The sequence below is a fragment of the Anabaena sp. UHCC 0399 genome (assembly GCF_034931465.1).
Classification (GTDB): Bacteria; Cyanobacteriota; Cyanobacteriia; order Cyanobacteriales; family Nostocaceae; genus Trichormus; species Trichormus minutissimus.
Map to the genome: position 1 here is coordinate 1 of NZ_JAYGGZ010000069.1, position 14,008 is coordinate 14,008.

The following is a 14,008-nucleotide window of genomic DNA, read 5'->3' on the forward strand; positions in this document are numbered from 1 at the left end:
ACGTGGTAACGCTCTCTAATAGAACTGGCGTAATGGGCGGCGGACGTGACCAAGAATCCAGTGGATTTGCTTGGTGGTCTGGCAATGCTCGTTTAATCAACTTATCTGGTAAACTGCTGGGCGCACACGTTGCTCATGCTGGTTTAATTGTATTCTGGGCTGGAGCGATGACCTTGTTTGAAGTCGCTCACTTTGTTCCAGAAAAACCAATGTACGAACAGGGCTTAATCCTGCTACCTCACATTGCTACCCTCGGTTGGGGTGTTGGTGCGGGTGGTGAAGTCCTCGATACCTTCCCCTACTTTGTAGTTGGTGTACTCCACATTATTTCCTCTGCCGTATTGGGCTTTGGTGGTATTTATCATGCTGTTCGTGGCCCAGAAACCTTAGAAGAGTATTCCTCTTTCTTTGGTTATGACTGGAAAGACAAGAACAAGATGACCAATATCATCGGCTTCCACCTAATCATCTTGGGCTGTGGTGCGTTGCTCCTAGTGCTGAAGGCTATGTTCTTCGGCGGTGTATATGACACTTGGGCTCCTGGTGGTGGTGATGTGCGTGTAATTACCAATCCAACCCTAAATCCTGCCGTCATCTTCGGTTATTTAATCGAATCTCCCTTTGGTGGCGCAGGCTGGATTGTCGGCGTAGATAACATGGAAGATGTTATCGGCGGTCACATCTGGGTTGCCCTGATTTGTATCTCTGGTGGTATTTGGCACATCTTCACCAAGCCTTTTGGTTGGGCGCGTCGTGCGTTCATCTGGTCTGGTGAAGCTTACCTATCCTACAGTTTGGGTGCTTTGTCCTTGATGGGCTTCATCGCTTCTTGTATGGTTTGGTACAACAACACCGTTTATCCCAGTGAATTTTTCGGTCCTACAGGCCCCGAAGCTTCTCAAGCTCAAGCTTTAACCTTCTTGATTCGTGACCAACGCTTAGGTGCTAACGTTGGTTCTGCTCAAGGCCCTACAGGTCTGGGTAAATACCTGATGCGCTCTCCTACCGGTGAAATCATCTTTGGTGGAGAAACCATGCGCTTCTGGGATTTCCGTGGCCCTTGGTTAGAGCCTCTACGTGGTCCTAACGGTCTTGACTTAGAAAAAATCAAGAACGATATTCAGCCTTGGCAAGCTCGTCGCGCTGCTGAATATATGACCCATGCTCCTCTGGGTTCTTTGAACTCCGTGGGTGGTGTAGCTACCGAAATTAACTCCTTCAACTACGTATCTCCTCGTGCGTGGTTATCGACTTCTCACTTCGTATTAGGTTTCTTCTTCCTCATCGGTCACTTGTGGCACGCTGGTCGCGCCCGCGCTGCTGCTGGTGGTTTTGAGAGAGGTATTGACCGTGAGAATGAACCAGCAATGACAATGACTGAACTTGACTAGGTTCTAAAGTTTTATTACATCACTGACAATCGAACGCTTTTGAGGCTCTTGGTGTAACACCAAGAGCCTTTTTTTGGTACTATTGGTTTAATTGTAAAGATGTCTAAAAAACTCATAGACATAATGATTCACAGGAATCTAAATTAATTTTTGTTAGTAGCTTGAAGTAACCAAGGCAAATCAGGGGGTACTAGGCAAGATGAAAGAATCTAATTTTACTGATGTTTTGCGTTGGACATCCGAAGCCAAAGATAAGTTACAGAATATTCCCTTTTTTGTTCGCGCTCAAGCGAAAGCCCGAATTGAGAATTTGGCACGTCAAGCAGGAAAAGATGTAGTGACAGCAGATTTAGTTGAGCAAGCTAGAGCAGAGTTTGGACAGTAAATGCTTGGAGTTGATATATTTATTTTTGCTGAAAGTTGTGTAGGGGATAATAATGGCGATCGCTTAATTATTAATCCACTCTAAGGTAATCTCAAAATTTGCGGTGGAAACACCTTTGACGATTAAAGGTGTGACTTTACCTGATTCAATGCCAATTTCTATACCAAATTTCACAGTCGCTCTATCAGGCTTCACTTTTTGTAATGTTTCGGAAATTTCTTTCGTCAGAGACTCAATAGCAGTAGTCACTTGATGAAAATCTTGGGATTGCAAAACGCCTTTGCGTTCACCAATGGGTGTGGCTTCAACTTTAATATTTGTGCCATCAGCAAGTTCTAGTGAGATAATTCTGGTTTGAATTTCCATGTTGATTTAACTGGGTGATTGCCTATCAATAATATTCAACCACTAATTTTCAATACCAATACAACCAATTAATCAAGCTATTCTCTACTTGACTGATGTGGAGTATATCAGCTTCCCCCCACATTCATTGCTGCTAACATTGCCTTTTGACTAACTTCTTTGTAGAGAGTCTCCAAATATTTCATTACTACATCGCTGGAAGTTAAATTAATCACACACTCCTCGGTTTTGGCTAGCGGAATAACCCCCAAGACATTTAATACTGTCTCGTTACTTGATGGTGTAATCACTACCAAAGAAGAATCTAGTGGTTCATTATATTGCCAGAAAGTGTCAATTTTGACATTATATTGATTATGATTAATTGTTTGTTGATGATCTGGTGTTGGGGTTGCATCAGGTTCTAATTTTGCACCACGCAGTTGACGTAAGTCGCTAATAATTTGTTCTTTAGTGCGTCCCCGCAATTGAAATAAAACAAAGGGGTCTTCGCTGAATCTGTCACCTAATTGATAGTAGATTGCACCAACGTGCTTACAAGGGTTGGCTTTATCAGGACAGGAACATTTACTGTGAACATCTCCTAGGGTGAAGGGAAACAAAGATAGGCCATTAGCGGTAAATACTTCTTCAATATTTTGGGGCATTTCTCCTGCTAATAATTTGGCAGCAAAAACCGCTTTTTTAGACATGGTTTCAATGATATAGCCCCACTCTTCATCGCTAAAAGAATTAAGGGAAAGCGAAACTGTATAAGGTTCGACCTCACTACCTTGCACCTTGGCTAATACTTTTGCACCTTTGAATTCAATGCTGAGAACGTTACCTTGGCGTGCATAGTTTCTGGCGCGTTCTAATCTTTTTTTAAAGCGGTAGGAATCGAGTAATTCTAGCCATCTTTGTGACCACCATTCCCGGCTTGATTGTAATGTTGTGTTTGTCATAAATCATTAGTTATTAGTTAAATATTTTATTATTTAATTTGTAAAAACATCAATTCTATATCAAAATATTGACTATTAAATTTATATGCAATCTTTTCTAAACCATATGGTTGAAAATTCAAAGATAGATAAAGTTGTTTTGCTGACATATTATTTGATACTACATCAATTAATAAAATTTCTATATCATTAATAGTTTTAGCTATTTCAATTAATTCATTCAGTAGTAACTTACCTATGCCTTTACCTCGATATTCTGGTTTAACATACATACTACGAATGTATGCTTTATGTCTCACTTTTATTCTTGATTCTTGATGAAATGCCACTATTCCAATTAACTCTTTATCCTTCTCGTAACCCAATATGAAGTTATTGTTATCTACTGGTATCCTTTCCCTAAAATTATCTATTGTCTTAATGGCTTCTTCCTGATACATTGTGCCAAACGAATCAGGATTGTTATATAAAGCCTCCAATCTCAGCTTCCTATAATTTTCTGCATCATACTTGGTTAATTTTTTAATTTTCATGGCATCAAATATAAATATCAAACAATTTACTATAGTAGTCGAATCACAGTAGATAATGCGGTGATATTCAGCTACCATTTAAATAAATTATTTTCTTCAACGATTGCTTAGGAGTTTATGTTATCTCACATTCAAGCTTAGTCGGATTAGGATTGTGGTTGGTCTTCCGCTTTTATTCTGTATCTTCTTCAATAACTGCATTGCGGTCTAAGATTAGTAGGTTACGGAGTTGGTCTGTATCTATTTCAGTTAACCATTGTTCACCAGCACCAACTACTTGTTCTGCTAGTTGTTTTTTACTTTCAATCATGTCATGAATTTTTTCTTCTAACGTACCAGTGCAAACGAATTTATGTACTTGCACATTGCGAGTTTGACCAATGCGAAATACTCGGTCTGTGGCTTGATTTTCTACGGCGGGATTCCACCATCTATCAAAGTGGAAAACGTGATTTGCCCTGGTTAAGTTTAACCCTACACCACCAGCTTTGAGCGACAAAATCATAATTGGTGGACCTTGGGGGTCGTGTTGGAAACGGTCGATCATTTCTTCGCGTTGCTTTTTGGTGGTACTACCATATAAAAAGAATATTTCGCGTCCGAGTTGCTTTTCTAGGTGGGGTTTGAGTAATTTACCCCATTCGGCAAATTGGGTGAAGATTAACGCGCGATCGCCTTCGGCTAAAGCTATTTCTAACATCTCTTCTAGCCGTTGTAATTTGGCTGAATTATGTTGTGCTAAGTTCGCTTCTTTTAAATACTGGGATGGATGATTACAGATTTGTTTTAGTTTAACTAATAAACCTAAAATCATCCCCCGACGTTGCAATCCTTCAGCAGAGTCAATATCTGATAAAGATGCTTCTACTACTTGTTGATAAAGTGCGGCTTGTTCCGTTGTTAAGCCACAAAATACCGTCATTTCTTGTTTTTCTGGTAAGTCTTGAATAATATCACGGTCAGTTTTAAGACGACGCAAAATAAAAGGTTGAACCAAAGAACGTAATTGATTTAATGAAGCAGCATCTCCATACTTTTCAATTGGCATAGCAAATCTACGCTGAAAAAATTGCCGATTGCCTAAATAACCAGGATTGAGAAAATCTAAAATAGACCACAACTCTTGAAGTCTATTTTCTACTGGTGTCCCCGTTAAAGCTATGCGAAATGTTGCTTCTAATTGTCTGATAGCCTGTGACTGTTTAGCTTCAGAATTTTTTACATTTTGAGCTTCATCTAGCACAATTATCTGCCAATCTATACCCTGCAATGATTTAAGATCCCGGTGAATTAGTGAATAACTAGTAATAACTAAATCATGTTTTTTTACGGCTTCGTTAAATGTCTTACCTTTAGGACGTTTATCACCGTGGTACTCTAAAACTTTGAGTGTGGGGGCAAATTTTTTAACCTCCCGTTCCCAGTTACCTAAAACAGAAGTAGGACAAACTAATAAAGTTGGTTTTTCTAATACATCCTGTTCTTTCAGGTGTAAAAGAAAGGCAATAAATTGTACAGTGTTGTGACAGATAATATTATTCGCCACAAAATTGTGATATTTGCTCACTTCAAAGTCATAAACCCACCCTGTGTAATCAATATCTTCAATACTGGCAATTTTGCAATAAAATACCTGTTGCTCCAGTAGATGATGTAAATGATGCTTGGTTAAGTTCAAATATTCTAAATCTAAACCTTCGTAGGCTGCTAGTGTTTGGGATGTCCATTTAGAAGGTTTAAGTTGTTGATATTGTTGTTGAAATTCGCCACTAATAATCTGATTAATTGCAACCAACACTTTCTGCAAACTATCTTGAGAAAATTGTTGTGAACCATTAATGTAAACAGTATTGTGCATTCCGAAGTTTCGCAGAGGTAAACCTGTATTTTTGATGATTTGAGCAACAATATCACTAGCAGGAATACCTTCAACATTGGTATTACTAAGCTTCTGACAAATTTCCTCTAGCTTCGGCTGCTTTTCTGCGTTACCAAAACTTATTTCTTGTAAGAATCTCCGGGCAGAATTACCACCAATTACACCTATGTAGTAAGTACGGAAAATTCGCTTACCATTTGTAGCGCATTTTCGTTTTTGTGAGATGCGTAACCAAATACCAAACCGCCGTAGTAATGTAGATAGTTGCTCAATTAATAAAGGTGAAGCGGTGGAAATTTCGATACTTCGCATATTTGCCATGACAGCTGATTCAGCATCAAAATAGTGACGCAGAAATATACGTACACTATTTAAATCAGCCTGCATGATCAAGGGAGGAATCGATTTTTCTGCTGACAGTTTACCCCAAGCATAACCTTGCACTGCTAAAAATCGGCGATAGGCTTGACTGTTAACTCGCAGACAAGCTGTTTTGTGGGAGGGACTAATAATACTGGGATGATTAATTTTAAGATTGTAGCGATCGCCTAAACGCTGAAAAGTTTCACGCAAATCTTCTAATACTGTGGTGTCTTTTTGAGATATCTTCAAAGCCCCTTTATCTAGCAGTTCATAACCTTCAGCAATTTGCCAAGCCAGGAACTTGACTAAATCCGGGTCTTGTGGTTTTCCATTCCACAGCATTTTGGCTGGAACACAAACATAATCACCTACCTGTAAGTTATTTGTCCAGCCATGATTAGTCAGCAACTTGTGACTATGAGTAATAGTCACACTGCTACCGTCTTGGAGTGTAATTTTCCTTAATTTCTCCCGTACTTGTTGCCGATACAAATATCTAATAGGGGCTTGGACAATTTCGCCAGTCTCTTCATTGATAGAATTAATCAACAATTCTTCAGTGGGTTCTGTCCAAAATCCTTCCCCGTCAAATTTTGTTTCTCCTGCATGAGTTGCCCAAATTGACTCAGCTGTGTGTAAGAGTCCATTAACATTAACTAATGTATCAGGTGCTACGCATTTACCGAGTCCCATATCGTCGGCGAGACACGCGCCTAAACCCCAACGTTCTAGAAAAGCTAGCCAAGCAGCACCTCTTTCTTGATAAGGCCGCAACTGTCCGCGAAAGTTTTTCGGTATGGGTAAAGGTGCAACTGCTTGATTATTAGTTAAAGCCCCAATTAATTCTTCTAAAGCCCCAGATGCTTCAAAGCTGACTACTGGTAATTTTTCAATCACCTGGGTATCTCCTGTACTCAGGCGTAAAGCATCTTCTAAAGACAAAGACATTTGGTCTTTGCGAGATACAAAAAAGGTTTGGGCTGTCTTAATATCTTGGGGACGCAATTCCACCCATTCGCCGTTAATTTCTACTAAAGGACTATTTAAAGCCACCAAGCGATCAAATTCTGCTTTAGAAATAGTTTGTCCGCCAATAGCTAATTGCCATTGAAAATTTAGCAAACTCTGTAATCCTAAACGCCCTTGTTTTTTCTTGGAAGTTTCGGCAGAAATTTTTAACCCCAAGCGGTTCGCCCAGCCTTCACGGTTTGCCAAACTAGGCGGTAAAATCACACCTAAACCGCTATCTTCAAACCGCCACGCCACGGATTTAATAAACTCATAGGCTTGCATAGGGGTAAGTCGACAAGATTGGGGACATTCAGCATCTAAACTGGGTGCAAGCAATGGATATAATCGAGAAGCTAAACCCAAACCCCGCAATAATGTTTCTTGCGGTTGGTCAATGGTGCGATTTTGATAAACTAATTGCTCAACTGGATGATGCCAAATCGTTGCTGTATCTACTAAAAATTCGGGATGATCAGCCGCTTGCAAAAAATATGCCAGTTTCCAATCAGTTTCTTCATTTTCAGGCGATCGCAACTCAAAACAAGCACGAAATTGATTTTTGCTGGCTAATTGGTATTGTAGCGGCATCGTCCAAGCTTTCAGTGCTGCTTCTAGTCTCTCTATACCAATAACATCTGCATTCACTACATTAGATCCACCAGTTAAAGACTGCAACCACTGACGCACCGCCAATGGTAAAGATGCCATTACCCTGGGTTCAACCAGAGTTTGAGTCCCCACCATCTCCCGCACTTGGGCATCTATCACACTATTGAGAAACGCCAAAATTAAGTCTTGCGGCTGACTGGGAAAATCAACGTACATTGGTGACTGACTAAATTCTCCCCCAGTCCCCAGTCCCCCGTAAGTCCGACAAACCAAGGGCATTTTCGTCGCCAACTTTTCTAAGCGAGTTCCATCTATGGCACTATCTAGAAGGACTTGCCATTTTGCGTCAAAATTCTCATTAGCTTGTCTTTGGATAATTGGTAAAAACTTAGATCGTGAAATTAAATCTAAACTCCAACGGGCAACCTGTGACCAAAAGCGTAAATCTCCACCTAAAAATGTATCTTCCCCATTGACAATATTTAAGGGTAAAGAAGTGAGAAATTTGATAGCCTGTATGGGGTTGAGACAAAAACCTTCGATTCGCCAAGGTTGTAAGTATTTTTGAGAGTCTATCTCAGATGCCAACGCACCAGAATGTAAGGGAGACATCAATGCTGTCTCGTCTTTAGTTATTTCTAAAATATAAGTTGGTAAATTAACTTTTTGAGAATGAATCGGTAAATTTATCTTTTTAGAACTTGCGACCTTGGTAGATGGCTTTTTTTCTAGTTGAGTGATGAAGTCTGCAATGCTAATATTTTCAGCAGATAGCCACTCACCTAACTCAACTGCTGTCATCGCCAAGGGATTTAGTGCTAATTCACTCAAGTTCACATTAACTCGTGGCGATCGCCACGTTTCACCCCAAATAAATAAACAGTTTTCCTGCCCTTTTAATAACCAACTACCGTGTAGAATTGCCATTTGTTAACTACTCAGACTTTAATCAAAATAAAATTATTAAGTATTGCTTGTTTAATGAGAACTATATTTGTTTTGATATCTTTATGGTCATGAAATTTAAATATTGTAAAATACTTATAATTTTATAAAAGTAAATAATATTGATATATCAATTAAAATTTTTCATAGTCAAAATATTAGACCTCTGGCAAAAGTCGGAAAATGTGTCATTCTGAATGAAATGTAGAATCTTTGAGATGTTTCGCTTTGCTCAACATGACAGCTTAAGCATTTATGCAAGAGGTCTATTGATTTAGCTATTTTTTAGATGGTAGCGTGATTTTCGCCACTCTGTATTAGGAACTAGGAAAGATAGTACAATCAGGCAAGAGCCAAAAGTCTAAATCACCCATAAATCACCCTGATTTCTAAGCTTTTCCAGGATTTTAGATAGTGAGTTAATTTACGCCGTGCTGTACTAGTACCCAGTCCCCAGCCTTTCAATGAGTGGATTTGCAATTTTAGATTATTCAATCCAAAATCTCAAATCTCAAATTCCCAGTCCCCAGTCCCCAGTACCTAATCCGCAATCCCTTGATATCATTGTAAGCACTCAACGAGTGGCAAAACTAGCTGATGAACAGATGGTGGATGCGCTGAGTGTGTATCGTGCTTGGCGTTGAGGAACTTGTTGCTCTTTGTATGTAACAGAAGTCAGCCATAGGGCATAAATGTTAGGATTGCCACAGTGAGAGAATAAAGAAAGAGAAGGAAAAAAAGCTGAATGGCAGAATTTGAGAAGTCAATATCCTTCGATGGAAGGGATATTCGACTGAAAGTAGGCCTACTAGCACCGCAAGCTGGTGGGTCTGTGTTGATAGAATCAGGGGATACAGTTGTTTTAGTAACAGCTACGCGATCAACAGCCAGAGAGGGCATTGATTTCCTTCCCCTAACAGTAGATTACGAAGAAAGACTATACGCAGCTGGGAGAATACCTGGTGGGATCATGCGCCGGGAAGGTCGTCCACCAGAAAAAGCCACTCTCACCAGTCGTTTAATTGACCGTCCCTTGCGTCCTTTGTTCCCTTCATGGTTGCGGGATGACTTGCAAGTTGTGGCATTTACAATGTCAATGGATGAGCTAGTACCACCGGACGTATTGGCGGTGACAGGCGCTTCGATCGCAACTCTGATTGCCCAAATTCCCTTTAACGGGCCAATGGCAGCAGTACGAGTAGGCTTAGTAGGTGATGACTTTATCATCAACCCCACCTATGCAGAAATCGAAGCTGGAGATTTGGATTTGATAGTAGCTGGTTCACCACATGGCATAATCATGGTGGAAGCAGGTGCTAATCAATTGCCAGAGCGAGATATTATTGAAGCGATTGATTTTGGCTACGAAGCTGTGCGCGATTTAATCAAGGCGCAGCAAGATTTAGTAGCAGAAATGGGTTTAGAAATTGTCCAAGAAGCAAAACCAGAGGTAGATCAAACTCTGGCAAATTATATCCGCGATCGCGCTAGCGACGAAATTAAGAAAATTCTGGCTCAATTTAATTTGGCTAAACCCGAACGCGATACCGCGTTGGATGCCGTTAAAGACAATATTGCCACAGCGATCGCCGCACTCTCAGAAGACGACCCAATCCGCCTTGCTGCTACTGCCAATAGCAAAGCCTTGGGTAACACTTTTAAAGACATCACTAAGCACTTCATGCGCCGTCAAATCGTCGAAGATAACGTGCGTGTTGATGGACGCAAACTCGATGAAGTCCGTCCTGTGTCTTGTCAAGTGGATGTCTTACCGAAGCGCGTCCACGGTAGCGGGCTATTTAACCGAGGACTAACTCAGGTATTATCCGCTTGTACCCTCGGTACTCCAGGAGATGCTCAAAACCTCAACGACGACCTGCAAACAGACCAATCCAAACGCTACCTGCATCATTACAATTTCCCGCCGTTCTCAGTGGGAGAAACCAAACCTTTACGCGCCCCAGGTAGACGAGAAATCGGTCACGGTGCTTTGGCAGAAAGAGCCATTTTACCTGTACTACCACCGAAAGAACAATTCCCCTACGTGATTCGTATCGTTTCAGAGGTGTTATCTTCTAACGGTTCTACCTCAATGGGTTCTGTGTGCGGTTCTACTCTGGCCTTAATGGATGCTGGTGTACCCATTCTCAAACCAGTCAGTGGTGCGGCTATGGGTTTGATCAAAGAAGGAGATGAAGTCCGAGTCCTGACAGATATTCAAGGCATTGAAGACTTCTTGGGAGACATGGACTTTAAAGTCGCCGGCACAGATACAGGAATTACCGCCTTGCAAATGGATATGAAAATATCTGGTTTGCCTATGGAAGTTATTGCCCAAGCCATCAACCAAGCCAAAGCCGCCAGGTTGCACATTCTCGATAAAATGTTGCAAGCCATTGACCAACCCCGCCCTGAAACTTCACCTTATGCGCCGCGTCTGTTGACGATTAAGATTGATCCAGACATGATTGGTCTAGTCATTGGCCCTGGTGGTAAAACAATTAAGGGTATCACCGAAGAAACTGGTGCGAAAATTGACATCGAAGATGATGGCACAGTTACTATTTCTGCGGTAGATGAGAATAAAGCCAAGAGGGCGCGTAATATCGTTCAAGGCATGACCCGCAAGTTGAATGAAGGCGATGTCTATGCTGGACGCGTGACTCGGATTATCCCAATTGGTGCTTTTGTGGAATTTCTCCCCGGTAAGGAAGGAATGATCCATATTTCCCAACTGGCTGATTATCGTGTTGGCAAGGTTGAGGATGAAGTAGCTGTAGGTGATGAAGTCGTTGTCAAGGTACGCGAAATTGACAATAAGGGACGGATTAACCTCACACGCTTGGGTATCCACCCCGATCAGGCAGCTGCGGCACGGGAAGCTGCGGCGGTGAATCGTTAATTCGATTGGGATTTTAGATTCTATCTAAAATCCGCGATGCCTTTTAGGTAGGCATCGCCGTAAATTTTTATCACTTATGAAAGAGAAGCCGGACGACTGAAGTCGCGGCTTTAAATTTAAAATTTCACTATGATTCATTAATTCAGTAGCTAACAACGGAAGAAACACTAAAGCTGATGAAATCCCTATTATTAGTGAAAACTGGATTATTCTTAAACGTTTATATTTTCAATTTTCAAGATATATATAGCGATATTAAGCAAAAATACTCATGTTGCCAGTTTGTCGATCGCATCGAAGTTTGGTAAATAAAAGATAGCCTAAATAGTTAGCTTTTGTTCCATACTTAACACCAAGCATTGTGAGTGCTAAACGTTTGCCAGAAACTACCGCCCATGTCAAAATTACCCGCCAATCCTGGCAACACGGCTTCCTAGAAGGTGAAGTGAGTGCAGGGGATTTTGAGTGGCATTTCCAATGGAATTTTCGCCAGGGAGAACTTTCCGTGAAGCCTTCTCAAGGTCGGGCTTTAATCAAAGAACCTCTGGGAAGGTTCTTGGAACAACAAGATTATCAGCTAGAACCAGGCGGAGACTATGCGTTTACGATTCGCGCCAAATTGTAAAAATTTCAGATTAACTGTTAACTGATTCAGTGAGGCGGCTTAAATATCTTTCAATTAAGAGAATAGCCACAATGTCATCTATAGGGCGTGGAGGCTGGCGCATTCCCTGGGGTAGTAGCTTTGTGAGTCCTTTAGGCGGATACATCTGCCAATAGCGATCGCGTGCTTCTAAGGTACTATAACGCTCGTCTACTAATACAATGTTTAATGGCTCGACTAATTCTTGTTGCAATTGCTGTTTCCAGCGTTTGGCTGTGGTTTGGTTACCCATTACCAGCAAGGAAACGGGAAACCTTTGACGTAGGTTATTAATGGTAGCGATCGCCTCACGAGAAAGCACAACTTGATGATAATGCAATTGCCGATCTAATCCCATCATGGCTACACCACATTTATCTTTACCGGGATCAAACCCTAAAATGACTGGTTGTGTTGGGGAAAATTCACTAAAAGTCATAATAAATTTTTATTAAGTACTTAAAACAACTTTGCCGTTTTGAATTGCTAATAGTTTTACTCTCAAAGGCCCAGCCGTGTAAGTGTCTTCTGCTGCTACTGCTTTAATTTCTATGGGTTGCCCGAATTGTCTCAATAGAGCAACAAAGCGAATAAACGTACCATCAATTTGTACACCTTCGACAATACCCGAATTTCTAGCACGAAATTGAGATGCTGAAATTAATAAATCTAATCTTTGCCTTAATTGGTATGAGGTCATAGTTTTAGCATCGGCGGTAGTTGTCGCCAATACCTCACCTTCAGAAAATACTAAGACATTTCTAGCTGTATCGGCGAAAAATTCTATCTGCTGTTCCCCCCTCACATAATTGCCAGCTGAGAAAATTCTCACTACGTATTCTCGACCATCGTTAATTTGTTTGATCAGCTGCTCAACTCTATCTGGAGTTACACGCAGCAGTTGTGTATTAGCAGCAGTTCCAGGTTCAGCTAATTCGATGCTAGCATTGCGATTGGCTTCTTGCAGTAGTTGCACAATTACTTGTTGGGCAGTAGTCGTTTGGTTAACACGCACTACAGCCGCCGCAATAACTTGACCCCGAACTAAAGCCAATTTACCCAAGCGTAAGTCACGATATGACTGGTAATATTTTTCCAGTCTCGCCACTTCCTGTTCTAGATAATCCTGTTGTCTTTCCAATTCTTTGAGTAGAGATTCCCGTTTGGCAATTACCTGTTCTCTTTGGGTAATTTCTAAATTGCGATTTTGGATGAGTTTATCTAGTTGGGCAATTTTTTGATCGCGTTGTTCTATGGCTTGTTGACGGTTAGCCAGTTCGCGATCACGTTGTTCTATGGCTTGTTGACGATTACTCAGTTCCCGATCGCGTTGTTCTATGGCTTGTTGACGGTTAGCTATTTCGCGATCGCGTTCGGCAATTGCTTTTTGGGCTTCTATATACAGCCGTCTACGTTCTGTCTCTAGTTTGGTAACAGCTATCTGTAGTGCTTTCCTTTGATTGTAAACACTTTGGAGTTCAGCTATAGCTTTTTGATACTGGTTTTGGGTGCGCTGGAGTTTAGTTTGGGTTTGAGCTAAATCTTGCTGCGCTGTAAATTTTTCTTTTTTGGTGGTTTCTAATTCCTGATTGGCTTGGTTGCGTTCAGCCTCTACCTGACTTTTTTGATCTTCAGCAACTTTGAGTTGTTCTCGTTTTTGTCGGAGGTCTTTTTGAATATCTTCTAACTCAAATACCCCTTTCCGTAAGCCTTCATCAGCCAAAAACAGAATAGCTAGGGTTGTGGCTGCTGTCAGTACACCACTAAAAATCGTTACCACTACAGCCGTGTTTTTGGGGCGAAGCTTAAAGAGAGAGAGGCGTGCTTTGCCAACTCTTGTGCCGATGCGATCGCCAACAGTGGCAATTACGCCTCCCAAAATTAAAATTGCTGCGATGAGGATGTAGCCGGTTGTCATCTTCAGCTACCGAAATGTTTCCAGATACAGCCTACTACTTTCAGTCATTGTCTGGGGAGGATGGGGGGGTCGGCAATAGCTGAAATTACTCAAGATTTTAGATTTAATGCCAACTATTG

Annotated in this window: 11 protein-coding genes; 5 read left to right on the plus strand and 6 right to left on the minus strand. The window is 41.1% G+C overall.

What is annotated here, in order from left to right:
- The first annotated feature begins 2 nt into the window (after positions 1-2).
- Positions 3-1,391, plus strand: a complete 1,389-nt coding sequence (psbC, locus tag VB693_RS26255) for a photosystem II reaction center protein CP43 (protein WP_190705489.1) — start codon at positions 3-5, stop codon at positions 1,389-1,391.
- Between the two features lie 199 nt (positions 1,392-1,590).
- Positions 1,591-1,776, plus strand: a complete 186-nt coding sequence (locus tag VB693_RS26260; protein ID WP_323268813.1) for a PCP reductase family protein — start codon at positions 1,591-1,593, stop codon at positions 1,774-1,776.
- Positions 1,777-1,839: 63 nt separating this feature from the next.
- Here the strand turns inward: VB693_RS26260 and VB693_RS26265 are convergent, their stop codons facing one another.
- From VB693_RS26265 to VB693_RS26280, 4 genes are all read right to left on the minus strand, one after another.
- Positions 1,840-2,142, minus strand: coding sequence for a CU044_2847 family protein (locus VB693_RS26265; protein ID WP_323268814.1), 303 nt, complete (start codon positions 2,140-2,142; stop codon positions 1,840-1,842).
- 107 nt (positions 2,143-2,249) lie between these two features.
- Positions 2,250-3,086: an SWIM zinc finger family protein gene (locus tag VB693_RS26270; protein ID WP_323268815.1), complete on the minus strand. Its 837-nt coding sequence runs from the start codon at positions 3,084-3,086 to the stop codon at positions 2,250-2,252.
- 29 nt (positions 3,087-3,115) lie between these two features.
- Positions 3,116-3,697 (minus strand): GNAT family N-acetyltransferase, encoded by a 582-nt coding sequence (locus tag VB693_RS26275; RefSeq protein WP_323268816.1) that lies wholly within the window; start codon positions 3,695-3,697, stop codon positions 3,116-3,118.
- Positions 3,698-3,791: 94 nt separating this feature from the next.
- Positions 3,792-8,408: an SNF2-related protein gene (locus tag VB693_RS26280; RefSeq protein ID WP_323268817.1), complete on the minus strand. Its 4,617-nt coding sequence runs from the start codon at positions 8,406-8,408 to the stop codon at positions 3,792-3,794.
- A gap of 482 nt (positions 8,409-8,890) precedes the next feature.
- On the opposite strand from VB693_RS26280, the gene VB693_RS26285 reads away from it, so the two are divergent.
- The 3 genes from VB693_RS26285 to VB693_RS26295 all read left to right on the plus strand — a co-directional run bounded on the left by VB693_RS26285 (position 8,891) and on the right by VB693_RS26295 (position 11,953).
- On the plus strand, positions 8,891-9,070 hold the full coding sequence (locus VB693_RS26285; RefSeq protein ID WP_190705473.1) for a hypothetical protein: 180 nt from the start codon (positions 8,891-8,893) through the stop codon (positions 9,068-9,070).
- Positions 9,071-9,171: 101 nt separating this feature from the next.
- On the plus strand, positions 9,172-11,328 hold the full coding sequence (locus VB693_RS26290; RefSeq protein WP_190705471.1) for a polyribonucleotide nucleotidyltransferase: 2,157 nt from the start codon (positions 9,172-9,174) through the stop codon (positions 11,326-11,328).
- A 361-nt stretch (positions 11,329-11,689) separates the two neighbouring features.
- Positions 11,690-11,953: a DUF3146 family protein gene (locus VB693_RS26295; protein WP_190705469.1), complete on the plus strand. Its 264-nt coding sequence runs from the start codon at positions 11,690-11,692 to the stop codon at positions 11,951-11,953.
- 10 nt (positions 11,954-11,963) lie between these two features.
- Here the strand turns inward: VB693_RS26295 and VB693_RS26300 are convergent, their stop codons facing one another.
- Both VB693_RS26300 and VB693_RS26305 read right to left on the minus strand, forming a co-directional pair.
- Positions 11,964-12,410: a pre-16S rRNA-processing nuclease YqgF gene (locus VB693_RS26300; protein WP_323268819.1), complete on the minus strand. Its 447-nt coding sequence runs from the start codon at positions 12,408-12,410 to the stop codon at positions 11,964-11,966.
- 12 nt (positions 12,411-12,422) lie between these two features.
- Complete coding sequence (locus VB693_RS26305) at positions 12,423-13,889, minus strand: DUF3084 domain-containing protein (protein WP_323268820.1); 1,467 nt, start codon at positions 13,887-13,889, stop codon at positions 12,423-12,425.
- Positions 13,890-14,008: the final 119 nt, after the last annotated feature.